Genomic DNA, 25,456 nt, shown 5'->3' with positions numbered 1-25,456 from the left:
GGTCCGATATCCGCTCATCCGCAGGCGACTTGACCTGCCCCACCCTCGCCACACCACAACCAACGAGACACCGACCACAAAGTCACCGGCATTGGGCCTAGGGCTTGTCCGACAGTTCCCGCCGCGCGGGCCACCGGCGGCGCGCGGCAGCCTTCGGGGTTCGAGTGCGCTCGAACCCCGAGGCTTCTCACCTGCGATGCAACTGCCTCCGTACGCCCGGGAGATGATCCTTCGTCAGCGCGCAGGAGGACGCCGGGCTCCCCCTGTGAGGCGATGCCGGGCCCGGTCCGGCCGCCTAGCGTGATCGTCATGACCAGAATCCGCCGTACCGCCCTGGCCGTCGTCGTCGCGCTCGCCCTCCCCCTGCCGCTGATCGGCGCGAGCGCCGCCTTCGCCGCCCCCGCGCCCGCCGCCCCGGTCACGTCCGCCACCGCGTCCGCTGCCTCGGAGGTGTCCGACCCCTCCGCCGCGCAGGCCCGGCTGCCCCGCCCGACAGGCCCGCACGCCGTCGGCCGCGGCACCCTGCACCTCGTCGACGAGCAGCGCCAGGACCCGTGGGTGCCCGCGGCCGGGGCCCGGGAGCTGATGGTGTCGATGTACTACCCGGCCCGGCCCGGCACCGGCGGGCCACCCGCCCCCTATCTGACCACCGAGGAGGCGCGGCTCCTGCTCCAGGAGAAGGTCCCCGGCTCGGCCTTCCCGCCCGAGCGGCTCGCCGCCGTCCGCACCTGGGCGCACCCCGACGCCCGCCCGGCGCCGGGCAGGTTCCCGCTGGTGGTGCTCTCCCCCGGCTTCACCCTGCCCCGGGCCACGCTCACCGGCCTCGCCGAGGACCTGGCCAGCCGCGGGTACGTCGTGGCGCTGGTCGACCACACCTACGAGGCCGCCGGCATCAGCTTCCCGGACGGGCGGACGCTCACCTGCGCGATCTGCGAACAGCCGCCGGCCGGCGGAGAGACCGCCATCACCGGGAGCCGGGCCAAGGACGTCTCCTTCGTGCTCGACCGGCTCACCGGCCGCCACCCGGGCTGGCAGTACGCGCGGATGATCGACACCACCCGGATCGGCATGGCCGGCCACTCGGCCGGCGGGGCCGCCACGCTCACCACCATGGCGGCCGACAACCGGGTGCGGGCCGGGGTGAACATGGACGGCACCTTCTGGGACGAGGTCCCCGCCCAGGGCCTGAACGGCCGCCCCTTCCTGATGCTCGGCGAGGAGACCAGCGGCCAGGACCAGTCCTGGCAGCACACCTGGACGAGCCTGGACGGCTGGCGGCGCTGGCTCTCCGTCAACGGCACCAACCACGGCAGCTTCACCGACCTGCCGGTCCTCGCCGCGCTGGTGGGCGTGGGCGACCCGGACGAGATCTCCCCGGAGCGTGCGGAGCAGCTCACCCGGACCTGTGTCGCGGCCTTCTTCGACCAGTCCCTGAAGGGCATCGCCCAGCCGCTCCTCGACGGCCCGTCCCCGGCCAACCCGGAGGTCGTCGTCCGGCTGCCCTGACCGCCCCGTGGGGGCGGGGCCCCGCCCGCGAGCCGCCGCCGCGCGGCGGGGCCCGCACACAACATCATGTCCGTCCGTGAACAGTTGATTTCATCGGTTGCCCCGCCCCTCCCCCGCTTGCAGGATTGGCGAGTCCTCACAGCCCTGCTGACAGGAGGCGCTCAACCGTCATGCCCGGCAAGCAGATTCACCTCGCCGCGTTCTTTCCCGGGATCGGCACCACCACCGTCTGGTCCGATCCACGCTCGCGGAGCCAGATCGAGTTCGACTCCTTCCTGCACCTGGCACGCACCGCCGAGCGGGGGAAGTTCGACTTCTTCTTCCTCGCCGAGGGGCTGCGGCTGCGCGAGCACAAGGGCGCGATCTACGACCTCGACGTGGCCGGCCGGCCGGAGTCGCTGACCGTGCTGAGCGCGCTGGCGGCCGTCACCACCCGGCTCGGGCTCGCCGCGACCGTCAACTCCACCTTCAACGAGCCGTACGAGGTGGCGCGGCGGCTGGCCAGCCTGGACCACCTCAGCGACGGGCGGGCCGCGTGGAACGTGGTGACCAGCTTCGACACCTTCACCGGCGAGAACTTCCGCCGGGGCGGCTTCCTCGCGGAGTCGGACCGGTACACCCGGGCCGCGGAGTTCCTGCACACCGCACGCGAGTTGTGGGACAGCTGGGCGGCGGACGACCTCCGGGCGGACGCCGCGGCCGGCCGGTTCGTCGCTCCGGGCGCCGGCGAATTCTCCCACCGGGGAAAGCACTTCGACATCGCCGGGCGGTTCAACACGCCGCGCCCGCCACAGGGCCACCCGGTGATCATCCAGGCCGGCGACTCCCCGGAGGGCCGGGAGTTCGCCGCCGCCGACGCCGACGTCATCTTCAGCCGGTACAGCAGGCCCGAGGAGTCCCGCGCCTTCTACCGGGACGTCAAGGGCCGGCTCGCCGCCCACGGCCGCGCACCGGAGGACCTGACGATCCTGCCCGCCGTGACGTACGTGCTCGGCGACACCACGGAGGAGGCGCACGAGCGCGCCGCCGAACTGCGCCGGGCCCAGATCGGCCCGCAGACGGCGCTGGCCTACCTGGAGGCGGTCTGGGGCCGCGATCTCTCCTCCTACGACCCGGACGGGCCGCTGCCCGCCGTCGAGCCCGACCCGGAGAGCCTCCTCCTCAAGGGCCACGCGCTGTTCCGCACCGACCGCGTCGCGACCGCCAGGCAGTGGCGGGAGCTGGCCGAGTCCCGCGGGCTGAGCATCCGGGAGCTGGTCACCGAGGTCACCGGGCGTCAGACGTTCATCGGCACGGCCCGCGAAGTCGCCGACGCGATGGACGAGTTCGTACAGAACGACGGCTCCGACGGCTTCGTCTTCACCCCGCACCTCACCCCGGGCGGGCTGGACGAACTCGTCGACCGGGTCGTCCCGCTGCTCCAGGAGAAGGGCGTGTACCGCACCGACTACACCGGCACCACGCTCCGCGACCACCTCGGGCTGAAGCCGCCGCGCACCGCCGACACCCGGGAGACGACCTCGTGACCCCGCCCCCGCACCTCGCCGTGGCCCTGGACGGCGCCGGCTGGCACCCGGCCGCGTGGCGCGCACCGGACGCCGACCCGGGCGGGCTGTTCACCGCCCGGTACTGGGCCGGTCTGGCCGCCGAGGCCGAGCACGGCCTGCTCGACTTCGTCACCTTCGAGGACACCCTCGCCCTGCAGTCCGGCAGCCCGATCGGCCCGGACGACCGGACCGACCAGGTCCGGGGCCGGCTGGACGCCGTGCTCGTGGCGGCCCGGGTCGCCCCGCTCACCTCGCGGATCGGGCTGGTCCCGACCACCAACGTCACCCACACCGAGCCGTTCCACCTCTCCGCCGGCATCGCCACCCTCGACTTCGCCAGCCGGGGCCGGGCCGGGTGGCGGCCGCAGCTCTCCTCCCGCGCGGACGACGCCGCGCACTTCGGCCGCCGGACCCTGCCGCAGCTCACCGCCGACGACGTCCGTGACCCGGAGCTGATCGCGGCACGCCTGCGCCCGCTGTTCGACGAGGCGGCGGACGTGGTCGAGGTGGTACGGCGGCTCTGGGACAGCTGGGAGGACGACGCGGAGATCCGGTCCGCCGCCACCGGCCGGTTCCTCGACCGCGACAGGCTGCACTACATCGACTTCACCGGCGAGCACTTCGACGTCCGCGGCCCGTCCGTCACCCCGCGCCCGCCGCAGGGCCAGCCCGTGGTCGCCGTCCTCGCGCACGCGGGGGTGCCGTACCGGCTGGCGGCGACCGGCGCCGACGTCGTCTTCGTCACGCCGCACTCGCGGGCGGGCACGGCGGCGGTCCTCGGCGAGGTCGAGGCGGCGAAGGCCGCCGTCCGGCGGCCCGCCGACCTGCCCCTCAAGGTCTTCGCCGACCTCGTCGTGTTCCTGGACGAGCGGCCGGGCGCCGCCGCCCTGCGCAAGGAGCGGCTGGACGACCTGGACGGCGCGCCGTTCACCTCCGACGCCGAGGTCTTCACCGGCACCCCGTCCGAACTCGCCGACCTGCTCCTCGACCGGCACGAGGCCGGGCTGGACGGCTTCCGGCTCCGCCCGGGCGCGCTCCCCCACGACCTCACCGGCGTCACCCGCGCCCTCGTCCCCGAACTCCGCCGCCGCCGGGCCTTCCGCACCGCCTACGGGACCGACACCCTCCGCGCCCACCTCGGCCTCCCCCGCCCCACCAGCCGCTACGCGAAGCGGGGGTAGGGGGTTCCGGGAGGACGGACGCCGACCGCACCCCGGTCCTGGCGGCGGGCGGCGGGGGCGGCCGGGGCGTACGCCGACGGCCCGGTCAGCGCTTGACGGCCACTCCGCCGTACATCGCGATGTCCTGGTCCCGCACCGGCGGGGCGTCCTGGTCGGGCCGCCAGTGGTGGACCAGCGTCACCCCGGGGTCGAGCAGGTCGTACCCGTCGAAGAAGGCGAGGGCCTCCTTCTTGTCGCGGATCTGCAGGGGGATGCCGCGCGCGTTGTACTCACGGCCGACGCCGCCGACGCCCACCGGGTCGGTGTCACCGGTGAAGACGGTCAGCGCCAGGACGCTGCCGGGGGCCAGTTGGTCCATGAACCGCCGCACGATGCCCTGCGGGTCGTCCTCGTCGAGCACGAAGTGCACGATCGCGATCAGGGAGAGCGCCACCGGCTGCGTCAGGTCCAGCACCTCGCGCAGCCGAGGCGAGCCGATGATCGAGTCGACGTCGCGGAGGTCGGCGTCGATGTAACAGGTCCTGCCCTGGGGGTTGCTCGACATCAGGGCCCGCGCGTGGGTCAGCACGATCGGGTCGTTGTCGACGTAGGCGACCCGCGACTCGGGGGCGATGCCCTGGGCGATCTCGTGCACGTTGGGCGAGGTGGGGATGCCGGTGCCGATGTCCAGGAACTGGCGGATCCCGTGCTGCTCGGTGAGGTGGCGGACCACGCGCTGCATGAAGGTGCGGGTGGTCCGCATCGAGACCGGGAGGGCCGGCCACGCCTGCACGGAGGCGTGGGCGGCCACCCGGTCCGCCTCGAAGTTGGTCTTGCCGCCGATGAGGTAGTCGTAGACCCGGGCCGAGTGCGGAACATCCATCCGCAGATCGACGGCCGGCCAGTGGTCGTCCTTCGGCGGCTGTGCTGTCGAGCCCGTGTCCGGCATCTTCACGCTCCTGTGTTCCCGGTTGATCCCACAACCAACTGCCGCATCGGCAAGCCGTGCTGGGCATGCTAACGGTCCTTCGGAAACGGTGGTGGAACCACCCCCCGACCCAGGACCGAACCAAGGCCGAACCGGGGCGGAACCAGGGCCGGACCGGAGCCGGGACCGGGCTACCGCCCCTTGGCCTCGAACCGCACGAAGTCCCGCCCGGCGGGCCCCGCCTGGGCGAACAGCGACTGCCCGACCACCGTCTCCGGCGCCCCGACCAGCGCGCAGAGCCGACGCAGAACGTCCTCGGTGCTGGGCCGGGTGCCGTCCGGGCCCGGGTCGTTGCGGACCTCGGCGAGCACGCCGGGCTCGGCCAGACCGGCCTTGCGGGCGATCTTGTCGCACTCCTTGGTCCAGGCGTCCCGGTGGGCGGCGAGCTCCGCCGGGTCGGTGGGCGGGGTCCAGTCGGCGGCCCAGCCGATCTGCTCGAAGCCCCCGCCGGGGAAGCACACCGTGGCGCAGGCGCCCCAGTCGGTCCCTTCCAGCAACCAGACCGCGGTCTTCGTGTCGACCGCGAGCGCCCAGGGGGCGTCGCGCAGACGACCGCGCGAGATCCGGCCGAACCGGGGCTTCGGCGGGTCGAACAGGACGGCGGTACCCGGGGTACCGGCGTAGAGGTAGCCGCCGGACTTGGAGCGCTTCAGCGCGGTCAGGACCTGGTCGGCGGGAGCGGAGGTGATGGCTGCGTACGTGGGCATGGAGGTTCTCTCGACAAGGGATGCGCGGGCCGCGCGGTAAAGGCCGGCCGGCCGGTCGGTCAGTCGGCGGGACGGAACGCGGACGCGGCGTAGATCAGGTGCGCGGGGACCCGGGCGTCGATGGCCCGGACGGCCGGGCCGAGGTTCGCGAACAGCTCCGGCACCACGGGGACGAAGCAGGTGCTGCGCCCGAAGACCACCCGGCCCGGGCCCCGCATCTCCACCCCCACGACCTCGTCGAACGGCACATGGTGGACCTCACCGTCCGGCTGACGCACCCAGACCCCGGCGTCGTCGACCACCAGCCGGGCCTTGCGCGCCCCGGAGTACCGCAGCCGGTCGGCCAGCGGCGGCCTGAACACCTGGCCGCCGGCGGGGAGTTCGACACCCTGCCCGCAGAGGTACCGCGGCAGCCCGGTGCCGTCCGGCTGCACCAGGTCCACCTCGGTGTCGCACGGGACCACCAGCAGCGCCGTACGCAGCGCGTCCGCCAGCGCCTGCCGCACCTGTCCCGGGGTCACCCCGGCCAGGGTGTCGAGCCTGGCCGCGGCGTCCTGGTAGTCGTCGCCGAGCAGGAGGTCGGCGGCGGCCTCACCGAGTTCGTACGCGGTGGAGCGGGGGTCGTTCCAGGCCTCGCGCGCGCCTTCCAGCTCCTCCGCGAGCTCGTCCTCGGTCACGCCGTCACGGGCGAGGCGCAGCGCCTCCCGCCAGAGCAGTTCGGTGACCCGCTGCTCCTGGCCCTCGCGGGCGTCGAGGCAGATGGTGCGCTCGCCGTGGCCGGGGCCGGCGAAGACGGCGGAGCTGTCGACGTCGTAGGAGAGGCCGTGCTGGTGACGGACGGTCTCCCGCAGGCGGTGGGCGAGGACCTTGACGGCCAGCAGCAGCGCAGGGTCGTTGAGGTCCCCGTGCAGGGCGAGTCCGGGGCCGGGGACGTCCTCCTGACGCCACGAGGGGCCGGTGTGCAGCGCGGTCTGGGCGGGGCCGCGGTCGGGGCGCTCCCCGGCGGGCAGCGGCAGCCTGAGCCCGGCCGGCGGGGGGCCGGTGAGTACGAGGGCCGCGTTTCCGGCGTGGAAGTAGCGGGTGACGGTCTCCCGGACGGCGTCGAGGGGGATCCGGTCGGCACCGGGGCCGCGGTAGGCGGCCAGGCCCAGGCCCTGCACGCCGTAGCGGTGGGAGAGCAGTTCGCCGGTCTGCGGGTCGGCGACCCGGCCGTCCTCGGCCGCCAGGACGCCGGACTCCTGCTCGATCCGTTCCACCGGCAGGGCGGTGAGCGCCTCGCAGACCCGGGCCAGGAACTCGACCACCTGTTCCGGCCGTCCGGAGCAGGTGAACTGGGTGAGCGCCAGGTCGACCGAGGCGTTGTGGTCGTGGTGCAGTCTGGGCAGGGTGCTCATCGCGAGGTGCTCGACCAGGTGGGTCACACCGAGGGTGCGCATGGTCTCGTCCCGCGCGCCGCAGCCGAACATCAGGATGGCCTCGAGCGGCCCGGGGGCTTCCGTCCAGAAGACGGGAATGGTGTCAATGACCTCGCGATTCACCGGTCGATCATATTCGCGATTCAGGCCATTCCTGCCAAGGTTTTCCGCCACGGGCCGGCCCGCTTCCTCCCTCGCCCGCGGAGGCCGCTCCCGGAGGAGAGGTCCACGCCTGACGGGTGTCGGCCGCGCTCCCCTGTTCCGTGCTGCGCACCGCCTGGGCGAGGAAGGCCTCGGTGGCGGGGTGTGTCGGGGTGCGGGGCCGGACCAGGTAGACCGTCACGGGATCCGCGTCGGTGAGCGGGAGATAGCGGATGCCGGGGTGCGGATGGCTGTGCCCGGTGCCCTCCGCGGTGACTCCGACGGCCTCGCCCGTGGCAATGGCGGTGAGCCATTCGGCGACGCCCGGGACCGCGAAGGTGTACGGGCGCCGGGCGGTGGGCCACAGATCCGCGCCGGTGGTCGCGGCCGTGGCGCACAGCACCACCGGCTGGTCCGCGAGGTCGGCCAGCCGCACGCCGTCCCGGCCGGCGAGCGGGTGTCCGTCGTGCACCGCGGCCAGGCGGGCCTCGCGCACCAGCGCCAGAACGGCCAGCCCGGTGTCGGCCGCCGGTTTCGTCCGGAGGAAGGCCGCGTCGGCCTCTCCCCGGCGCAGGGCGGCCTCGGGATCGTCGTGGCTCAGGACCTGGACGGGGGTGTCGGGGTGCTGCTCGCGCCAGGCGCGCAGCAGGGGGACGGTGTGGCGGCCGAGCGCCGCCCAGGCGAACGCGACCCGCAGCGGGCGCGGCCGCGCGGTGGCCTCGGCCAGCGCGTCGTCCAGCTGGTTGAGGATGCGGTGGGCGTGTTCCCACAGGCGCGTTCCGGCCTCGGTGAGGGCCAGCCGGCGGGTGGTGCGTTCGACCAGGCGGGTGCCGAGGCGCCGCTCCAGCTGGTCCAGGGTGCGGGACAGCGCGGGCTGACTGATCCCCAGGGCGATCGCGGCGTCGGTGATGGTCCCCTCGTCACCGATCGCGGCGAGGGCCCGCAGATGGCGCAGCTCCACGTTCGCCACCGCCGCGCCCTTCACCTCCGGCAAGCCGTTCATAACCGCCAAGCATAAGTACCGCGCGGCGGGTATTTCCCTCCCGGGACCGGCGGGACCTAGCGTCACGGGCATGAAGATTCTGCTCATCGGCGCCACCGGAAAGCTCGGCACGGCCGTCCGCGAGACCCTGTCCGGCCGCGGCCACGAGGTCGTCACCGTCGGCCGTACCGGCGGCGATCTGCGCCACGACATCACCGACCCGGCTCAGGTCACGGCCCTGTACCAGGCGGTCGGCCGGGTGGACGCGGTGGTCAGCGCCGCCGGCGAGGTCCCCTACAAGCCCGTCACCGAGATGACGCCCGCCGACTACCAGGCCGCGTTCCGGGGCAAGGTGCTCAGCCAGATCGAGCTGGTCCGCCAGGGCACCTCCCGGATCGCCGAACGGGGCTCCTTCACCCTGATCACCGGGGTGCTGTCCCGCGAGCCCGTCCCCACGGCGAGCGCCGCATCGATGGCCAACGGCGCGGTGGAGGCGTTCGTCCGGGCGGCCGCCATCGAGATCGCCCCGCAGCGCGTCAACGCCGTCAGCCCGACGGTCTTCACCGAGAGCCTCGCGGACTACGAGTCCTTCTTCCCCGGCATGCCGTCGGTCGATCTCGCCCTGGTCGCCCAGGCGTACGTCCGCTCCGTCGAGGGCGCCCAGACCGGCCAGGTCTACACCCTGCCGTAGCGGGCGGCCCCCGGGGTGCGGGCGCGGCGGTGGGGACGTGGCCGTCCGCCCGCCTCCCGGGATCAGCCGGTGAAGGGGGCGATGACGGCCAGGATCTCGGCGAGCCGTTCCCGCAGGGCCTCCCGGTGCGGCAGGGTCACCACCGCCGCCTCCCGGTCCGCGCCGGGTCCACCTCGGCGCACAGCCCGAACGCGCCGAGCGGGTCCGCACCGTGCGCGACGCTATGCAGCCAGCCGAGAGCCGGTCGGGCAGGCTCGGGACCCACTCGGACAGCACGGTGAACGCCTGCCCGTCACGCACGAGTCGATCGGGCGGCCGCGGCATCCCGGCCAGTTCCCGGCCGAGCCCCTCGACCGCCGGCGCGTCCGCGCCGCCCGGAACCGGGCATCCGTCGTCGGCCATCATCCGCTGCCGGTTCGTCATGGCCGGTCGCGTGGCGCACGCCCGGGCCCGTCCCGTCACCGGTTCGACGGGCCAACCCCCGGGAGGCGTACCGGCGATGGCAGCCGCCGTTATCCTGCGGCCGTGACCGGTTCCACGCGCTCTTCGCAGCCGCTGCTCTTCCTCGATGTCGACGGCCCCCTCATCCCCTTCGGCGCGACGCCGGAGCAACTGCCGGACGGGTACCCCACCTGGCCGACGGAGCCCGACACGCCGGAGCCCAATCCACTGCTGGCCCGGATCAATCCCGCCCACGGCCCCCGGCTCGCGGCGCTGCCCTGCCGATTGATCTGGGCAACGACCTGGCTCGACGACGCGAACGAGTGCGTCGCACCGCGGCTCGGTCTGCCCCGGCTGCCGGTGGTGGAGTGGCCGGAGCCGTCCGCAGCCGACGACCTGGACGAACGGACCGGGCTGCACTGGAAGACCCGCGCCCTCGTCGCCCGGGCCGCGGGGCGCCCCTTCGCCTGGGTCGACGACGAGATCACCGACACCGACCGCGCCTGGGTCCGCGCCCACCACCGGGGAGACGCCCTGCTCCACCGCGTCGACCCCCCACCGGGGCCTCACCGACGCCGACTTCACCGCTCTCGCCGAGTGGTTGCGTCCCCACGCGGTACCTGCTGGCGACCTCCGGAAGTGCGGCTATGACGAGCTTCTTGATCACGGCTTGACGGTCCGGCTCTGCGCTGGCCCACATGGAGGTCTCCAGGCTGAGGAGGGCCCCCGTCCTGCGGCTGCGGGGGCAGCAGCAGGACGGGGGCGGGCCCGCCGCTGGGGTTGAGGGCAGCGGGGGTGCGAGATGGTCAGTGACGGTCGACAACGCGGACGTCGATGGTCAGCCCGCGCCGCCACACCTCCACGCTGCGGCGGTCCCCGACCCTGGCGCACCAGATCTTGTCCGGGTCGTTCTCGTGCCGGGGCGTGCGGTGGTACCGGAAGCTGGTCGCCATCATGACGATCAGGGCGAGGATGAGGAAGGCGCGGGCCATGGGGTACTTCGGAGGTGCAGGAGGTGTGGAGAGGGGCCGTCGGCCGTTTGCGGCGGCCGGATGGCGTAGGTCGTGAATCCGGCGTGCTCGCCGGTGGGCACGAAGCCCGCCTTGCGGAGGACACGGCCCGAGGCCGGGTTGTCCGGGTGGTGCTTGGCGTGAACCTCCGGCAACCCGAGGTGGCCGAAGGCGAGGGCGAGAATCTTGCGAACCCCCTCGGTGGCGTGGCCCCGACCCCAGGCGTCCGCGCGCAGGATGTAGCTCACGGCGGCGACCGGGCGGTCCAGGTGGAGCTTGACAACACCGAGCAGGTCGCCGTCCACGACGAGGCCGAACATGTAGAGCGTGCGCGGGGACTGTGCTGCGGACGCTGCGGCGTGGCGGGCGTAGTGCCGGGCCTCGGTGGCATCCATCGCCGCCCGGCCCAGGTGCTTCGTCGCCTCCACGCTGTAGATGCGCAGCAGTGCCCCGGCGTCGCCGGGGGCCAGCTCCCGCAGCTCAATCACCCGTCGACCGCTTCGACGAGCTTGGCCAGTTCGGCGGCGGTCGGCCTGTCGTCGGGCTCGGCCAGCAGGACGTACCGCAGCCGGGCCTGGAGGGCGGGCCAGGGCATCACGGCGGACATCGGGACGGCTCTGGTGGCGATGGCCTTCCGCATCTCCGCCAGGGGCGTGCCCTTGCCGAGTCCGGCGGCCTCGTAGTCCAGCGGCCACTTGCCGGTGACGCAGGTCCACAGGGTGCCGGCGAGGGCGTAGACGTCGGCGGGCTGCGTCGTGTTGACGGGCTGGGGGCCGGTGATGATCCGGGCGGCCAGCTCGGGGGCGGTGAGGTGGATCATCGTGCCGTCGAACGTCAGCCACGGCGTGATGCCGATCTGTCGGCTCCAGGCGAAGTCGATGAGCCGGACTCCGTCTTCGGTGTGGATACCGTGCTGGGGTTGGAGGTCCCCGTGCACCCACTCTTCGGCGTGGAGAGCGGCCACGGCGCGGCACAGCCCCATCGCGGCAGCCAGAGCCTCGTCGCGTCCGCCCTCGCCCTTGCGCCCGGGGCCGAAGACGTCCCAGGTGGACGGCCCCGTCAGCCACGGGGTGACGTACCAGACGCCGTTGTCGAAACGACCGGCGGTCACGGTGTAGTCGGGAAGCTGGTACAGGACGGAGGCTTCGCGTGCGGTGACCTCGGCGGCCTCGCCGGTGCCGAGTTTGATGCTCGCCGAGCCCCGCGGACCGCTGGCCTTCCACACCGCCGAGCCCCGCCGGTTGCTGATCTCCTCCAGTTTGACCGGCCCGCAGACGGCCTCCGCGGCCCTCAGCGCTGCTCTGGCCTCGGCAAGGAACTCGCCCATTCTCGAACTGCCTTCCACTCGCAGGGGATGTGCTCGAACACGTCGCGGCCATCGTCCACGGCCCCGGCCACCGCTGCCGCGAGGTCGGGTGTGTTCGTCAGGAACTTCGGGTCCAGCGGCCGGACGGCGGCCCGTACCGGGAGGAACGAGGCGGGGGCCGGCGGGATGTTGTGCCCGGCCCGGCTGGTCTCGGCAGCCCCTTTCACGAACTTGCCGAACATCACGCCGACCGGCCCGTACAGGTTCTTCAGCGCCCAGTGCGGCCACGCCAGCAGTTCGCGGTGGTCCGCGTCCGCGCACTGGCCGACGATCACCACGTTCTCGCACGCCAGCAGACCGTTCGGTCGGGCCATGAGCGGGCGAATCCACTCCGCGGCCTGCACGCCCGCGTGGAACAGCTCCGCTTCGACCTCGTACCGGTAGGTACCGGACGCGATCTCGTAGACGGTCCACCCGGTCATTCCGCGCGCCGTGGACGGCTGGAGGAACGGGCAGTACTGCTCCATCGTGGACAGGTAGCGGTTCACGTCCGCACTGGCCGGGTTCTCCGTCCGGGCTTCGGTGAGGCGGAGCGCCCCGGCGGTCGGCCGGGACGCTCCGTCGTGGGGTGCGGTGATCACCGGACGACCGGCTCCGGGGCCGCGTCCGGGTCGGACGGCGCGGGCGAGCAGCTCCACTCCGCCCAGACCTCGCCCGACTCGCGGTAGCGGGCCAGGGCCCCGGTGTTGACCGTGCCGTCGGCGTCGGCGAACCAGATCTCCGGCAGGGGGCCGTACGCCTCCTCGTAGGCGCTCACCCAGGAGATGAAGCCGGTGCCCGCGCTCTCGACGTGGGCCAGCTTTCGGCCGGCGTGCTTGAGCGCGAACGCCTCGTGCACGGCCGGGTCGTTGACGAGCTGGTGCCACGCGGTGTCGATGGCGGCGGAGAACATCTCCGGCGCGGCCTCGCCCGCGTCAATCCGACGCGCGGCGATCGTGAAGAACTTGCCCAGCTCGTCCAGCTCGGTGCCGGGCTTGATGGTGGTGGTGCTCACGGGCCTCTCCAATCCGTTGGCTCTGCTCGCCAGGGGGACGAGCAGCAATGCAGGGTGGTGCGACCCCGGCCCGGCAGAAGACCCTTTCCGACGGGCCGGGAGCTTGTGGGCGCCAGGGGCGCGATTGCTAGCTAGAAGATTCGGTCGCAGATGACCAGCGCCGTCGCCACGGCCATCAGGACGAGCAGCGCGACCGCGTAGGCGACGGCAACCCGCCTGGGGGCGGGTACCCCGAGGGCGGCCTCCTTCGCCGCGTCGCGGTAGTCGTCCTGGCCGTTGTCCACGGCGTCCTTCCTCCTCGTCGGCACGGGCAGGGACTACGCCGTGCGTCGGCCGAGCGCGGCCCGACAGGGCACGGCGACGGTCGCGGGTCTTGGCCAGGGTGACGCAGCCCTCACAGATGAGCAGGCAGGTGCTCGGGGGCCTGAATCGAGATCCGGCGCAGACCAGCGTTTCCCGGTGGCGGACCCAACAGGTATCGGCTAAGTAGCCCTCGGTCCTGTCCTCGGCGTACTCCTCGCCCTGGGGTCAGTCGTCCAGCGGATTCCAGCCGACCAGGGGGTTGACCCGCCCCGCCTTTGCGGGGTCCGTCATGACTTCGCGGTACACCCGTGGGTGGTACGCCTCGCCATCGCTCTGTCCTCCTTCGCCGCTCGAAGTAGCTGCATCCAGTGAACGGCCGAGGAGTTGTCCCGAACCAGAGCAGAAGGTGAGCACCTATCAGGCATAATCAACGCACTGTCCGGCCTGGCCTCGGGCCTTTCGATCTGAGCGGAGGCGCCTGTGGCTTCGAGGAGGAAGCGTCTCGCGGAGCGCCGTAAGGCGCTGGGCTACAGTCAGGAGTCGTTCGCCAACGAGCTGGGGGTGGCAGTCTCCACGGTTACCCGTTGGGAGGCCGGCGCGACCGACCCCCACGGGTACGTGCACCCCAAGATGGCAAAGGTCCTCAAGGTCACCCCTGAAGGGCTGGCGGACCTCCTCGCACCAGAGGTGAGAGTTCCTGACCGTTCGGTGGCCTACGCCGCTGCTCCTCCTTCTGGTGATACTGACGACATGAAGCGCCGCGATGTTTTGAGCCTGCTCGCCGTGACCGGTGCGCTCATTGCCCTGCCGGGCTCCGACAAGCCCTCGTCTCGCCCCGGAACGGCTGCGTCCCTGGCAGAAACCGGGCCTGAATTGAACACGTGCCTCTGGAAGGTGTTCGGCCTCTCCGATTCCAAGCAGGCCGTGTACCCGATGGTTCGGCACCAACTGGGTCTCCTGGCCAAGGGGCTGGGGGAGAGCCAAAACGATGCCTCGCGCCAGCAGCTCTGTGCACTGGCGGGAGACCTGTATCAGCTCGCTGGTGAGATCTTCTTCGACGCCAACAGATACACCGATGCTGCGCACTGCTACACACTGGCCGCCAGCGCCAGCAAAGAAGCAGGAGCTTTCGACATGTGGGCTTGTGCGTTGACGAGGCATGCTTTTGCAGAGCTCTATGAGCGCCGTTTTGCCGTAGCGGCTCCGATTCTGTCAGCGGCGTCTCAGGTAGCAGAACGAGGTGACAGTCAGCTCTCGACCCGATACTGGGTGGCGGCGGTCCAAGCAGAGGTACACGCCGGCCTCGGCGACCTTGATGCGACTAAGCGCGCGCTTGACGACGCCGAGAAGGTACATGGCCTGTCCGGGCAGCTTCACAATGATGGCTGGCTTCGGTTCGATGGTTCACGCCTCGATGAGGAGCGGGGGACATGCTATCTCGCACTCGGCCGCCCGGATTTGGCAGAGCAAGCGCTGACATCCGCGCTCTCGCAGCAGCTCTCACTGCGCCGCCAGGGGGCGGTACTCGCGGAGTTGGCGGCTCTTGGTGCCGAGCGCTGCGATCTTGAACAGGCGAGTCACTACACTCGCGCTGCTTTGGAGCTGGCCAGCCAGACCGGATCGGGCTACATCGGGAGGAAGCTGGAGGGCGTGAAGAGCCGCCTTGTCCCGCTCATGGCCGATGGCCGGGCCTCAGCGCTACACCAGCAGATTTCGGCGCTCGACAGCGCCGCCTGACCAAAGGAGCGATGCATGTCGTCCGAGGGGCGAATTTTCCGCGAAGCCTGGATCGCGGGCGTCACAAAGCACTACCCGGGCGAACCAAAGGCCGGCTACGTTGCCCCATGGGACGCGACACCGGAGTGGGAACGCGAGTGCGCCGCCGCCGTTTACGGCCAGGTCCGCGAATTCATCAGCGTGAGCGGTGGGAATACGTCAAAGCTCACCCGGGAGCAGAAGGGCCGGTTCGTCGCGACGTGCTGGATTGCTCAAATCCACAAGCACATCGAGAACCCGAAGCCGGGCTACGTCGCCGACTGGAGTGACTTGCCTTCCTGGCAGCGAGAGACCGATGCGGACATCTTCGAGGCGATCGAGCGCGCACACTCCTGAGCGGTCTGCGTCCGCCCCCACCCCCATCCGGTGCGGGGAAGGGGCGGGGGCGGGTTCAGGTCACTCAGGGTGGTTGAGTGGACTACTCGGCGTAGGGGTCTATGTCGGAATGTCTTTTGCATGCGTGTCCTTCGGGGTGGCTCGACGACGCGAACGAGTACATCGCAGCTCCACCGCGTCGACCCCCCACCGGGGCCTCACCGACGCCGACTTCACCGCTCTCGCCGAGTGGTTGCGTCCCCACGCGGTCCCGATCGGCGCCTCGGCCTGACCGCTCCGGACGGAGCCGGGGTCCAGCCGACCCGATAGGATCACCTGCTCATGAGCGCGCGCGCAGAAGCCGAGATGATCTCCGTCCCACCGGGGCGGGTGACACTGTCCGACCGGCGGACGGAACGCAGTTGGAGCGTCGACCTCGCACCCTACGAGCTCTCGGCGGTCCAGGTCACCCAGGCCCGGTACGCCGAGATCACCGGCCTGCGGCCGGGCACCGCCCGGGGCGACCGGCTGCCCGTCGAGGGTGTCTCCTGGTGGGACGCGCTCCGGTTCTGCAACGCCCTGTCCCGGCGCGACGCGCTGACGCCCGCCTACCTCCTGGGCCCCGACGGCGGGGGCGGCGAGAGCGACGGCAGCGGTGACGTTGTCGAATGGGACGCGTCCGCCGACGGCTACCGGCTGCCGACCGAGGCCGAATGGGAGCACGCCTGCCGCGCCGGTACGGCGGGACCGCGCTACGGGCCGCTCGACGACACCGCCTGGTACCGCGGCAACTCGGACGAGCGGATCCACGACGTGGGCGGCAAGCGGCCCAACCCGTGGGGCTTCCACGACATGCTCGGCAACGCCTGGGACTGGTGCTGGGACGTCTACGACACCGAGGTCTACGGCGCCTACCGGGTGCTGCGCGGCGGCGGCTGGTTCGACGAGCACTGGAGCTGCCGGGCCTCCGTGCGGCGCCGCAGCCACCCCACCTTCCGGGTCGACGACGTGGGATTCCGCGTCGCCCGTTCCCTCCTGCCCTGAGCCCGGCCCTCACCCCCGCGAGGGCGTCAGGCGCGCGGGCATCACACCGGGGCGAGCTGCCAGACGGTCGTGGTCTTGAGGTCGGCGTCCTCCAGGTCCGCGACGACCGGTACGTCGTAGGCGGCCAGGGCGGTGAAGCGGTCGCGCGGGAGGTACGCCCGGCCCGGGTCGCCGACGATGACGCGGGCGCCCCTGGCCCGGGCCCGTTCCAGGAACGGAAGGAAGCGCGCGGCCATCGCCCGCTCGTAGAAGACGTCCCCCGCGAGGACCACCTCGGCCGGGCCGCCGTCACCGTCGAGGAGGTCCTCGACCGCCGCGTCGATCCGGACGCCGTTCGCCTCGGCGTTGATCCCGATGGCGGCCACCGCGTAGGCGTCGATCTCGGCGGCCCGGACGGCCGTCGCGCCGCGCATCGCGGCCGCGATGCCGACCAGACCGGACCCCGCCGCCAGGTCGAGCACCGTCTTCCCGGCCACCGATTCGGGATGGTCCAGGACATACCGGGCGACGGCCACGCCGCCGGCCCACGCGAACGCCCAGAACGGCGGCGGCAGGCCGATCTCACCTCGCGCAGCCTCCGTCGTCTCCCAGAGGGCGATGGCGTCGTCGGCCATGTGCAGACGGACCTCGGGAACGAAGGGAACGGCCGTCAGACCGGTCTCCCGTCGCACGAAGCCGCTGTCCGACTCCAGGGTCGTGCCTGGCTGGAGGGTGCGGATCTCGTTCGGCATGCCCGCAGCATAGGACCTCGCCGGGCCACCCGAGGTGACGGAGTGCCAGCTCCCGGAGCCCGCCTCCCGCTCGGGCACCCGGCGGGAATCGTCAGACACGCCCTAGGATCGACCCCATGCCGCAACTCCCCAAGCTCTCCGAGCTCTCCGCGTTCTCCGCCTGCTCCGGAACCTCGTCGGCGCCGTGCGCCACGGACTCCTTGCTGTCGATCGGTTCGATCGGCTCGGCCCTCTCGATCGGTTCGGTCGGCTCGACCCTCTCGATCGGATCGGTCGGGTCCGTCCTGTCGGTGGGCTCGGTCGGCAGCGTGCTGTCGGTCGGCTCCGTCGGTTCGGCGCTCTCCCTGCTGTCGGCCGGGTCCTGGCTCAGCCTCGGCTCGCTGCTGTCCGCCCGGTCCCGGTGGTCGGTGCTGTCCTGCGGCTCCCGGCGCGGCGTGCTGGCCGGCGGTGTGCTGACGGCGGTGGCCGCCGCCGCTCTGCTCGGCGGGGCCGGCCGCAGCACCCGGTAGCCGTCCCGCCGGGCCTCAGCACCCCGGGGCCGGCGGACGCGGGTCGGTGATCCCGCCCGGGCAGGCCAGGGCGGCGACGTCCCAGCCCGCGCGGCGGGCCCCGGCCTGGTACGCGCTCTCGTAGAAGGCGAGCACCGCCGCCCTCGGATCGCGTTCGGCGCGGGCGTCCTCGTAGCTCAGGACGGCCAGATGGCTGCCGTTGCGCGGCACCCAGCGGGCGGCCGGGGGGCTGAGCGGCTCGGCGTCCAGCCCGGGCGGCTCGGGTGCGGTGTACGCGTAGAAGGCGGGCTCGGCGAAGCTGTCGTCCCCGAACCAGAACCCGAAGCTGATCACCTCCCGCGAGTACGCCTCACGGGTCACCGGGTCGGCCTGCGGCGGCGGCTCGACGTGGCGCTCGGAGAACCGGGTGTGGGCGACGTCGAAGGTGTGCCAGAAGTGGTGCACCGGGCTGGACTTCCCGGAGAAGCCCGCCGCGAACTCCTCCAGGACCAGCGCCACCTGGCTGAGCACCCGCCAGTAGCGGTTGGCGTGCGTCGGGTCGTACGTCGCGTGCTCGGTGTCCTCGGCGAACGGCCGGCCCGCGTCGGGCAGGCCGAAGGGCCGGGGCCGCGCGATCTCCACCCGGGCGCCCAGCGCGTCGAGGGCCGCCAGCGTGTTCCGGTGGAACGAGGCCACGGACTGGCCCGGCAGCGGGAAGGACACCTCCCGCCCGTCCGGCGCGGTGGCCACCAGCCGGTGGCCGACGAAGTCGAAGTCGAGCGTGAAGACCGGGCCGCCGTCGGCCCGCCCGGTCGGCCGGGTGGTGAGCCCCCGGCCGGTCAGATGGAACGGTACGTTCCACCAGTGGTTGCGGCGCACACTGGCGGCCAGCCGGATCTTGCCCACCACTTGCGCGAAGCGGTGCAAGGTCTCCTTGGTGTCCTGCCACTCGGCCAGCGGAATCGGCGGGAACAGCTCCATCGCACAGCCCTTTCCTGTCCGCCCCGTCCCATGATGGCCCCGGCGTCCCGCCCACGCGCCGCGGGGCTCACCCGCCCGGGTCCTGCCCGGGTGCCGCCCGCCTCCCGGTGGGCCTGGTCCTGGTTGAAAGCTGGATTACGCGCTGCCACCCGATGCGTACCATTTCGATACCGAAGCCCGGGTGAGCTGCGAAGATGCTCGCCCACCCGGCCCGGGCCCGGGTAGCATCCGGCACATGCCCTCCGGCCCTGGCGCAGGCGGCCCAGCGCTGTCGTGCCCGCGTTCCGGGCGGCGGACTCACGCGGGCCATCAGGGTGGTCACCGCGCACTCGACAACGCGCGCCAGGGCTGTCGCGCGCACGGCGAAGGGCATCGTCTTGGCGGATCGGCTCACCGGAGGAGACTCCTCACTGCTGCGACGGATCAACGCGGCGGTCACGCTCCGGGCGTTGCGGACCGGCCACGCGGTGACCCTCACTCAGCTGGTCGGGGACACCGGACTGTCCCGGCCGACGGTGGAGGGAGTGATCGAGGGACTGGTCGAGACCGGCCTGGTGGCCGAGGTCGACCAGCCGCAGAACGGCGGCCAGCCCGGCGGCGGCCGCCGGGGGCGGCCGGCCCGCTGGTTCCGGTTCCGCGCCGAGGCCGGGCACATCCTCGGCATCGAGATCGGTGTCCACGACATCCGCGTCATCCTCGCCGACCTCACCGGCGAGGTGGTGGGCAGCCATTTCAGACCCGTCGACGAGACCCTGGAGGCGGAGGACCGGCTGACCGCCGTCCGCAGCGTGGTCGCCGAGGTGCTGCGCAAGGCCGGGATCTCCCGGGACAACCTGTGGGCCGTCGGTGTCGGCACCCCGGGCATCCTCGACCGGGACGGCACCGTCCGGCTGGGCACCGCGATGCCGGGCTGGACCGGCCTGGACCTGGGCGCGCGGCTGCGCCGCTCGTTCCGCTGCCCGGTCCTCATCGAGAACGACGCCAACCTGGCCGCCATCGCCGAGCACTGGCAGGGCGCCGCGGTCGGCATGGGCGACGTCGTCTTCGTGATGGCCGGGCTGAGCCCGGGCGCCGGCTCGCTGATCAACGGCAAGCTGCACCGCGGTTTCGGCGGCGCCGCGGGCGAGATCGGCGCGCTGCACCTGCTCGGACAGGAGGTCACGCCCGAACGGCTGCTCTCCACCACCGGCAAGCCGCTCAACCCGCTGGACGAGGCGGCCGTCGCCCGGGTGCTGCGGCTGGCCCGGGAGGGCGACGAGGTCGCGCAGGTCGCGATGGACCGCTTCCTGACCAGGCTGGTGCAGAGCGTCGCGGCCCTGGTGCTGGCGATCGACCCGCAGCTGGTGGTGGTCGGCGGCTGGGCCGCCGGTCTGGACGGCGTCCTGGAGCCCCTGCGCGAACGCCTCGCCCAGTTCACCCTGCGCGCCCCCGAGGTGGCCCTGGCCGCCCTGGGCTCCGAGGTGGTCGCCATGGGCGCCCTCCGGGTGGGCCTGGACCACGTCGAGGAACAGCTCTTCGCCGTGGACCCGCCCAGCAGCGGCGGCGGCCGGAGCTGATCAGCGGCCCACCGCATGGTCGGGGCCGGTGAGGTCGATGGTGATCGAGTTGCCCAGATTGTTGGTGAAGCTCGCCACCGGCCAGTCGACGGTGATCCGGACGAACTCGTTGGACTCGCCGAGGTGCAGCAGCCAGACCAGCTTCCGGTCCACATCGAACCGGGCGAAGAGGCCCTCCGACCCGTGCGACCCCCCTCCACCGCAGAGGGAGCCCGAGCCGTCCGGCAACACAGCCTCGACGAAGACACTGACCGAGGTCAGGGCTTCGGGGTCTTCCTCCATCAGCTCCTCCAGGTCGACCTCCTCGCCGAGTTGGAAGCCGTCCAGGTCCGGGCCTGCGACGTCGGCGTCCCTCGACCGCCCGTCCGCCCGGAACAACCCCTCCCAGGCCGGTGCCCAACCCTCGGCCCACAGGTCGTCAAGTCGGCTCATCACCACCCCCTCTCCCCACGGCCATTGTCGTCCCGGCGCCTTCGCCCGCACAAACGGCCCAGGCCCGGGCGCTCGAGGAGCGTCCGGGCCTGGGCCTGAGGGTGTTCGGAAAAGTGGTTCAGGAAGCGGTGCGGACCTCGGCGGTCGCACCGACGGGGGTGACCTCGACGAGGCCGGTCTCGCCGAAGGTCAGCTTGCAGGTGTCGGCGCGGTAGGTGGAGACCGCGAGCGCCACCAGTCGGCCGGCCGAGGCGTACTGGGTGGTCATCACCAGGACCGGCGAGCCCGGCGGGCGCTCCAGCAAGGCGGCCTGCTCGGCCTCGGCGACGCCGAGCTCGACCGAGCGGGACTCGCCGTCCACCTCCAGGCGCTCCAGCTGGCGCAGCACCGAGCGGGCGCGGTCGCTCTCGGCACGGAAACCGGGCAGGTGCGGCAGCACGGCGGCGGGGACGTGCAGCGACTCGGTGGCCATGTTCTGGCCCTGGACGATGCGCACCCGGCGGACGGTGTGCACGGTGGCGCCCTCGGCGATACCCAGGCTCCTGGCGAGCTGGGCGGAGGCGGGGGCGGTGGTGCAGTCCACGCTGCGCCAGGCCTGGCTGCGGGCGGTGCCGGGCCAGCCCTCCTCGTGCCGGTTGACCGGGACGCCGACCCGGGGGGCGGCGATCAGGGTGCCGATGCCGCGGCGGCGAACCAGCCGGCCCTCCAGCTCCAGCTGGTCGAGCGCCTGGCGCAGGGTGGCCCGGGCCACGCCGAAGCGGGCGGAGAGCTCACGCTCGTTGGGAAGGACCTGGCCGGTGGAGAACTCCGTGCCGATGGCGCGGAGCAGCACCGTGCGCAGGTGCCAGTACTTCGGTTCCGGAACTGCCGTGAGCTGCCCTGTCGTCCCCACCGTGTCCTCCACCCTGATTCTTTCGCCCTGCCGCAGGAGGGCGGACCCGACCCGCTGTCCGCTGTTGCGGCAGGTGGGAGAGCGGGCTTTATCCGTCCTTCTTTATTAAAGGTCCTTGCAGTAAGCGACCCTAGGGGCTGCGTCCGGAGATGGTCAAGACCAATGGCCGGGTTGGTGCCGTTGTCGCGCAGATTCATGCCGCGTTCACGACAGCTCCACATCCGACGCGTCGGTCGTCGGACGGGGCCGTGGCGCTCGATAGGCTGCCCGGGTGATCGTGGTGACGAGTGTGAATGTGAACGGAATCCGGGCGGCGGCCAAGAAGGGCTTCACCGAGTGGCTGTCGGCCACCGAGGCGGACGTGGTCTGCCTGCAGGAAGTGCGCTCCGAGCCCGGGCAGCTGCCCGCCGAACTGCGCGACCTGGACGGCTGGCACGCGCTGTGGGCGCCGGCCGCCGCCAAGGGCCGGGCCGGAGTGGCGGTGCTGTCACGGCGGGAGCCGGAGCGTACGGCTATCGGCTTCGAGTCGGCGGAATTCGACAATTCGGGCAGGTATGCCGAAATCGACCTGCCGGGGCTGACCGTCGCCAGCCTCTACCTCCCCTCCGGCGAGGTCGGCACCGAACGCCAGGAGGAGAAGGAACGCTTCATGGCGGAGTTCCTGGTCCACCTCGGCAAGCTGCGCACCCGGGCGGCCGCAGCCGGCCGCGAGGTCGTGGTCTGCGGCGACTGGAACATCGCCCACCGCCCCGAGGACCTGAAGAACTGGAAGGCCAACCAGAAGTCGGCCGGCTTCCTCCCCGAGGAACGCGCCTGGCTCAGCCGGGTCTACGACGAGGCCGGCTACGTCGACGTGGTCCGCGCCCTGCACCCCGACCGCACCGGCCCGTACTCCTGGTGGTCCTACCGCGGCCGTGCCTTCGACAACGACTCCGGCTGGAGAATTGACCTAATCGTGACAACTCCGGGCATTGCGGACAAATCCATCGCGGCCTACGTCGAGCGCGCGGCATCCCACGCGGAACGGTGGTCCGACCACGCACCCGTCACCGCCGAATTCGACTTCGGCGGCAACTAACCTACAGGAAGCCACAGTTAGTAGATACCAGCGGTGCCCTGATGCCTGCGGGCGGCGCTCAGCCCAGGCCCACCCGCGCCAGCGAGCGACGCCTGCGATCTTGCCCGGCCGGTTTGACAAGTCGATTCGTTGCACCCACCCCGCCAGGGGCATCGCGAGCGCAGACTGACGGGGAGGCCTGTGACGCCCCACGCCGAACGGTGGTCCGACCACGGGCCGTCACTGCGGTATACGACGTGAAGAACTGATCCTCTCGACTGCGCCGCGTGATCACCGTCTTCGATGAGCACGCGGCGCCCGACGCCGACTACTTCTTATTGTCCGTCGGGGTGATGATCACCTTTCCGCTGTTGAGATCGATCCGGTTATTCGGAGGCGCGGACTCACCCTCCTCATCGCGGAGCATCAGCTCGGTCTGCTGCTGTTCCACCTGAACGCGCTTCATGCTCTGGAAGGCCGACTGGAACTCGTCCAGCCCCGCTTGGGAGATCGACGTCCCCTTTCGCTTGACCTTGGTCGCCCAGCGCCACAGGCGCTCGACCACCATGATGATGATCAGGAAGATGACCATTAATTCCATGTGAGTGCACCACTTCGGCATGGGTGAGCGGAGGGCAAACGGGACCCCGACGACGACCACTCTTCAACGGTCCACGGCCGGTCGGCGTTCCGGGTCGGCCCGGATACGCCCCGCATCCACTCGAACGGCGTTCATCCGGAAACGATCCTCCGGAAGCGGTCGTCGTCGATGTTCGCGCCGGAGAGGACCACGCCGATCCGCGCCCCGGCCGGCTCGACCCGGCCCGCGAGGAGCGCAGCCACCCCGCAGGCGGCACTCGGCTCCGTGATGATCCGACCGTACTTCCAGAGGAAGCGCATCGCCGCCTCCAGTTCACGGTCCGTCACCACGGCCACCCCGTCGAGCAGCCTCCGGTTGACCTCGAAGGTGAAGCTTCCGGGGGTCCGGTGGCGCAGTCCGTCGGCGAGCGTACGAGGCGGAACGATCTCGACGCGCCGCCCGGCGAGCAACGAGCGCGCCGTGTCGTCCCCCTCCGCCGGCTCGACCCCGGTCACCGTGACGCCCGGGTCCAAGGCCTTCGCCACGGTCGCGCACCCCGCCGCCAGGCCCCCGCCCCCGACCGGCATCAGGAGGTGGTCCACCCCTCCGGTCTCCTCGAACAGTTCCAGAGCGACCGTACCGTGGCCCGCTGCGACGTCCGGGTCGTCGGACGAGGGCAGCAGGACGAGGCCCCGCTCGGCCGCCAGACCCCGCGTGATGACGTCACGGTCGTCGTGCACGGGGTCGTAGAAGACGACCTCGGCGCCGCAGGCGCGCACGGCCTCCAGCTTCGCCCCCGGAACGTCGCGCGGCAGGACCAGCAGCGCCGGGACGCCGAAGCTCTCCGCCAGTCCCGCCACCGCCTTCCCGTGGTTGCCGGAGGAGCCGGCGATCACTCCCCGTCGCAGATCAGCGGGGTCGAGCATCAGCATCTTGTTCAGCGCCCCGCGGTACTTGAAGGCACCGGTGTGCTGGTACATCTCCGCCTTGAGGAAGACCGACGCGCCCAGTTCCGCGTCGAGTTCGGGCAGGCGGAGCACCGGCGTGCGGACCACCAGTCCGTCCAGCCGGGCCGCGGCCTGCTCGACATCACCGATCAGCATCTTCAGCACGGCTCCCCCTACCAGCCGAACCGGGAGGAGTCGATCTTCTGCCAGATCGCCGCCAGCACATCCGGTCGCGCCATCTCCTCGTGCTCGCAGGACAACCGGACCTCCTCGACGCCCTCGGAGACGAACGACCGCCACCGCTCTGCGGACTGCGACACGTCCTCGTTCCCCCCGGCGTCCGCGCCGCCGTCCGCCGTGAACACCAGGGCCTCGCCCGTGAAGGCCCGCGGCACGTGCCGCTGTTGGTTGCCCGCGTTGTTCCCGAAGATCTCCAAGATCGACCCGGCGACCTCGTCACTGAGCGTGCTCAGAATCCCGCCACCGGCACGGAACGCAGCCGCCACATCGGCGATCTCGAGCTCGTCCTCCCCGTTCCGGTCGACCTCGATGCCGAGCCCCTCGATCGCCAGCGCCATCAACTGCGCCTTGCTCAGTGGGGCGGCATCCTCGGCCTGGGCCTTCGTGTACGGGTCGAGCAGCACCAGCGTCTCCACCTCCTCACCTGCCTCCTGCAACTGGACGGCCATCTCATGGGCGACGATCCCGCCGAGCGACCAGCCCAGCAGGTGGTACGGGCCCGACTCCTGCACCGCGCGGATCTGCCGGATGTAGTCCGCGGCCATGTCCCCGATGGAGCCCGGTAGTTCGTCGGGCCCGGCGAGCCCGCGCGCCTGCAGCCCGTACAGGGGGTAGTCCGACGGCATGCTGCGGAGCAACGGCGAGTAGCACCAGCTGATGCCGACCCCGGGGTGCACGCAGAACAGCGGTGCACGGCTGCCGCTGCTGCGCAGGGGCAACAGGACGCCGAGCGCGTCCTGCTGGGTCGCCGCGCCACCGAGGCGCTTGGCCAGCTCGGCGACGGTCGGTGCCTCGAACACCGCACGCACCCCGAGCTCCACCCCCAGGACCCCCTTGACCCGGCTCGCCAGCCGGGTGGCCATCAGGGAGTCACCGCCGAGTTCGAAGAACCCGTCGTCGACGCCGACCTTGTCGAGGCCGAGGACCTCCGCGAACACGCCGCAGAGGACTTCTTCCTGCGGGGTGGCGGGTGCACGGCCCTCGCCGGCGGAGGCGAAGTCGGGTGCGGGCAGGGCCTTTCGGTCGAGCTTGCCGTTGACCGTGAGCGGGATCGCGTCGAGGACGATCACGGCTGCCGGGACCATGTACTCGGGCAGGAACGCAGCGACCTCGGCTCGGATGTCGGCGGTGTCGAGTTCGGTGCCGGGGGTGGGCACGACGTAGGC

At 72.0% G+C, this 25,456-nt stretch carries 27 protein-coding genes and 1 pseudogene; 11 read left to right on the top strand and 17 right to left on the bottom strand.

Annotated elements, in window-relative coordinates:
* The first annotated feature begins 309 nt into the window (after positions 1–309).
* From ACIQIB_RS37440 to ACIQIB_RS37430, 3 genes are all read left to right on the top strand, one after another.
* Positions 310–1,506: an alpha/beta hydrolase family protein gene (locus ACIQIB_RS37440; RefSeq protein ID WP_400763590.1), complete on the top strand. Its 1,197-nt coding sequence runs from the start codon at positions 310–312 to the stop codon at positions 1,504–1,506.
* A gap of 170 nt (positions 1,507–1,676) precedes the next feature.
* Positions 1,677–3,032 (top strand): NtaA/DmoA family FMN-dependent monooxygenase, encoded by a 1,356-nt coding sequence (locus ACIQIB_RS37435; protein ID WP_400763587.1) that lies wholly within the window; start codon positions 1,677–1,679, stop codon positions 3,030–3,032.
* Positions 3,029–4,234, top strand: coding sequence for an LLM class flavin-dependent oxidoreductase (locus ACIQIB_RS37430; protein WP_363615050.1), 1,206 nt, complete (start codon positions 3,029–3,031; stop codon positions 4,232–4,234). The genes ACIQIB_RS37435 and ACIQIB_RS37430 overlap by 4 nt, the downstream gene beginning before the upstream one ends.
* Positions 4,235–4,319: 85 nt before the next feature.
* Here ACIQIB_RS37430 and ACIQIB_RS37425 read toward each other — a convergent pair whose 3' ends face one another.
* From ACIQIB_RS37425 to ACIQIB_RS37410, 4 genes are all read right to left on the bottom strand, one after another.
* Positions 4,320–5,162: an SAM-dependent methyltransferase gene (locus tag ACIQIB_RS37425; protein ID WP_400656769.1), complete on the bottom strand. Its 843-nt coding sequence runs from the start codon at positions 5,160–5,162 to the stop codon at positions 4,320–4,322.
* Positions 5,163–5,332: 170 nt separating this feature from the next.
* Positions 5,333–5,908 carry a hypothetical protein gene (locus ACIQIB_RS37420; protein ID WP_400763585.1) on the bottom strand — a complete coding sequence of 192 codons (576 nt, stop codon included), beginning with the start codon at positions 5,906–5,908 and terminating at the stop codon, positions 5,333–5,335.
* A gap of 59 nt (positions 5,909–5,967) precedes the next feature.
* Positions 5,968–7,446: a M16 family metallopeptidase gene (locus ACIQIB_RS37415; protein WP_400656771.1), complete on the bottom strand. Its 1,479-nt coding sequence runs from the start codon at positions 7,444–7,446 to the stop codon at positions 5,968–5,970.
* A 7-nt stretch (positions 7,447–7,453) separates the two neighbouring features.
* On the bottom strand, positions 7,454–8,467 hold the full coding sequence (locus tag ACIQIB_RS37410) for a LysR family transcriptional regulator (RefSeq protein ID WP_363615042.1): 1,014 nt from the start codon (positions 8,465–8,467) through the stop codon (positions 7,454–7,456).
* Between the two features lie 70 nt (positions 8,468–8,537).
* Between ACIQIB_RS37410 and ACIQIB_RS37405 the strand changes: the two genes are divergently transcribed.
* Together ACIQIB_RS37405 and ACIQIB_RS37400 are read left to right on the top strand one after the other, a co-directional pair.
* Positions 8,538–9,137, top strand: coding sequence for a short chain dehydrogenase (locus ACIQIB_RS37405; RefSeq protein ID WP_363615040.1), 600 nt, complete (start codon positions 8,538–8,540; stop codon positions 9,135–9,137).
* Between the two features lie 525 nt (positions 9,138–9,662).
* A pseudogene (locus ACIQIB_RS37400) lies at positions 9,663–10,185 on the top strand (HAD domain-containing protein); the annotation flags it as partial.
* A gap of 199 nt (positions 10,186–10,384) precedes the next feature.
* On the opposite strand, the gene ACIQIB_RS37395 reads toward ACIQIB_RS37400, so the two are convergent.
* The 6 genes from ACIQIB_RS37395 to ACIQIB_RS37370 form a co-directional block, all read right to left on the bottom strand.
* Positions 10,385–10,570, bottom strand: a complete 186-nt coding sequence (locus tag ACIQIB_RS37395; RefSeq protein WP_363615038.1) for a hypothetical protein — start codon at positions 10,568–10,570, stop codon at positions 10,385–10,387.
* A complete protein-coding gene (locus ACIQIB_RS37390) occupies positions 10,540–11,076 on the bottom strand; it encodes a GNAT family N-acetyltransferase (protein ID WP_363615036.1) in 537 nt (178 codons plus the stop codon). Before ACIQIB_RS37390 ends, ACIQIB_RS37395 begins: the two co-directional genes overlap by 31 nt.
* Entirely contained in the window at positions 11,073–11,915 is an 843-nt protein-coding gene (locus ACIQIB_RS37385) for a protein kinase domain-containing protein (protein WP_363615034.1), read from the bottom strand. Before ACIQIB_RS37385 ends, ACIQIB_RS37390 begins: the two co-directional genes overlap by 4 nt.
* Positions 11,879–12,532, bottom strand: coding sequence for a hypothetical protein (locus ACIQIB_RS37380; RefSeq protein ID WP_400763595.1), 654 nt, complete (start codon positions 12,530–12,532; stop codon positions 11,879–11,881). The genes ACIQIB_RS37385 and ACIQIB_RS37380 overlap by 37 nt, the downstream gene beginning before the upstream one ends.
* On the bottom strand, positions 12,532–12,948 hold the full coding sequence (locus ACIQIB_RS37375; RefSeq protein ID WP_363615030.1) for a hypothetical protein: 417 nt from the start codon (positions 12,946–12,948) through the stop codon (positions 12,532–12,534). The genes ACIQIB_RS37380 and ACIQIB_RS37375 overlap by 1 nt, the downstream gene beginning before the upstream one ends.
* A gap of 131 nt (positions 12,949–13,079) precedes the next feature.
* On the bottom strand, positions 13,080–13,256 hold the full coding sequence (locus ACIQIB_RS37370) for a hypothetical protein (protein WP_400763579.1): 177 nt from the start codon (positions 13,254–13,256) through the stop codon (positions 13,080–13,082).
* 475 nt (positions 13,257–13,731) lie between these two features.
* On the opposite strand from ACIQIB_RS37370, the gene ACIQIB_RS37365 reads away from it, so the two are divergent.
* The 3 genes from ACIQIB_RS37365 to ACIQIB_RS37355 all read left to right on the top strand — a co-directional run bounded on the left by ACIQIB_RS37365 (position 13,732) and on the right by ACIQIB_RS37355 (position 16,386).
* Entirely contained in the window at positions 13,732–14,988 is a 1,257-nt protein-coding gene (locus tag ACIQIB_RS37365; protein WP_363611802.1) for a helix-turn-helix transcriptional regulator, read from the top strand.
* A 15-nt stretch (positions 14,989–15,003) separates the two neighbouring features.
* Entirely contained in the window at positions 15,004–15,363 is a 360-nt protein-coding gene (locus ACIQIB_RS37360; protein ID WP_400763575.1) for a hypothetical protein, read from the top strand.
* Positions 15,364–15,684: 321 nt separating this feature from the next.
* Positions 15,685–16,386: a formylglycine-generating enzyme family protein gene (locus tag ACIQIB_RS37355; RefSeq protein WP_400763572.1), complete on the top strand. Its 702-nt coding sequence runs from the start codon at positions 15,685–15,687 to the stop codon at positions 16,384–16,386.
* 41 nt (positions 16,387–16,427) lie between these two features.
* Here ACIQIB_RS37355 and ACIQIB_RS37350 read toward each other — a convergent pair whose 3' ends face one another.
* Positions 16,428–17,117 (bottom strand): class I SAM-dependent methyltransferase, encoded by a 690-nt coding sequence (locus tag ACIQIB_RS37350; RefSeq protein WP_400656784.1) that lies wholly within the window; start codon positions 17,115–17,117, stop codon positions 16,428–16,430.
* A 116-nt stretch (positions 17,118–17,233) separates the two neighbouring features.
* Here ACIQIB_RS37350 and ACIQIB_RS37345 point away from each other — a divergent pair, with 116 nt between their 5' ends.
* Positions 17,234–17,626 carry a hypothetical protein gene (locus tag ACIQIB_RS37345; RefSeq protein ID WP_400656786.1) on the top strand — a complete coding sequence of 131 codons (393 nt, stop codon included), beginning with the start codon at positions 17,234–17,236 and terminating at the stop codon, positions 17,624–17,626.
* A 15-nt stretch (positions 17,627–17,641) separates the two neighbouring features.
* On the opposite strand, the gene ACIQIB_RS37340 is transcribed toward ACIQIB_RS37345, so the two are convergent.
* Positions 17,642–18,586 (bottom strand): DUF5996 family protein, encoded by a 945-nt coding sequence (locus ACIQIB_RS37340; protein WP_400763569.1) that lies wholly within the window; start codon positions 18,584–18,586, stop codon positions 17,642–17,644.
* Between the two features lie 377 nt (positions 18,587–18,963).
* On the opposite strand from ACIQIB_RS37340, the gene ACIQIB_RS37335 reads away from it, so the two are divergent.
* Positions 18,964–20,142, top strand: a complete 1,179-nt coding sequence (locus ACIQIB_RS37335) for an ROK family protein (protein ID WP_363611812.1) — start codon at positions 18,964–18,966, stop codon at positions 20,140–20,142.
* On the opposite strand, the gene ACIQIB_RS37330 is transcribed toward ACIQIB_RS37335, so the two are convergent.
* Complete coding sequence (locus tag ACIQIB_RS37330; protein WP_400763566.1) at positions 20,143–20,574, bottom strand: hypothetical protein; 432 nt, start codon at positions 20,572–20,574, stop codon at positions 20,143–20,145.
* Positions 20,575–20,692: 118 nt separating this feature from the next.
* Positions 20,693–21,466, bottom strand: coding sequence for a GntR family transcriptional regulator (locus ACIQIB_RS37325; RefSeq protein WP_363611897.1), 774 nt, complete (start codon positions 21,464–21,466; stop codon positions 20,693–20,695).
* 271 nt (positions 21,467–21,737) lie between these two features.
* Between ACIQIB_RS37325 and ACIQIB_RS37320 the strand changes: the two genes are divergently transcribed.
* On the top strand, positions 21,738–22,544 hold the full coding sequence (locus ACIQIB_RS37320; RefSeq protein ID WP_400763563.1) for an exodeoxyribonuclease III: 807 nt from the start codon (positions 21,738–21,740) through the stop codon (positions 22,542–22,544).
* Positions 22,545–22,851: 307 nt separating this feature from the next.
* Here the strand turns inward: ACIQIB_RS37320 and ACIQIB_RS37315 are convergent, their stop codons facing one another.
* The 3 genes from ACIQIB_RS37315 to ACIQIB_RS37305 form a co-directional block, all read right to left on the bottom strand.
* Positions 22,852–23,115, bottom strand: coding sequence for a DUF6191 domain-containing protein (locus ACIQIB_RS37315; RefSeq protein WP_400763560.1), 264 nt, complete (start codon positions 23,113–23,115; stop codon positions 22,852–22,854).
* A 140-nt stretch (positions 23,116–23,255) separates the two neighbouring features.
* A complete protein-coding gene (locus ACIQIB_RS37310) occupies positions 23,256–24,206 on the bottom strand; it encodes a threonine/serine dehydratase (RefSeq protein ID WP_400763592.1) in 951 nt (316 codons plus the stop codon).
* A 17-nt stretch (positions 24,207–24,223) separates the two neighbouring features.
* A partial coding sequence (locus tag ACIQIB_RS37305) for an alpha/beta fold hydrolase (protein ID WP_400763557.1) occupies positions 24,224–25,456 on the bottom strand: 1,233 nt, incomplete at its 5' end.

Origin of the sequence: Kitasatospora sp. NPDC092286 (genome assembly GCF_044755565.1) — a bacterium.
GTDB lineage: Bacteria > Actinomycetota > Actinomycetes > Streptomycetales > Streptomycetaceae > Kitasatospora.
This window is presented reverse-complemented; position numbering and strand designations above follow the sequence as displayed.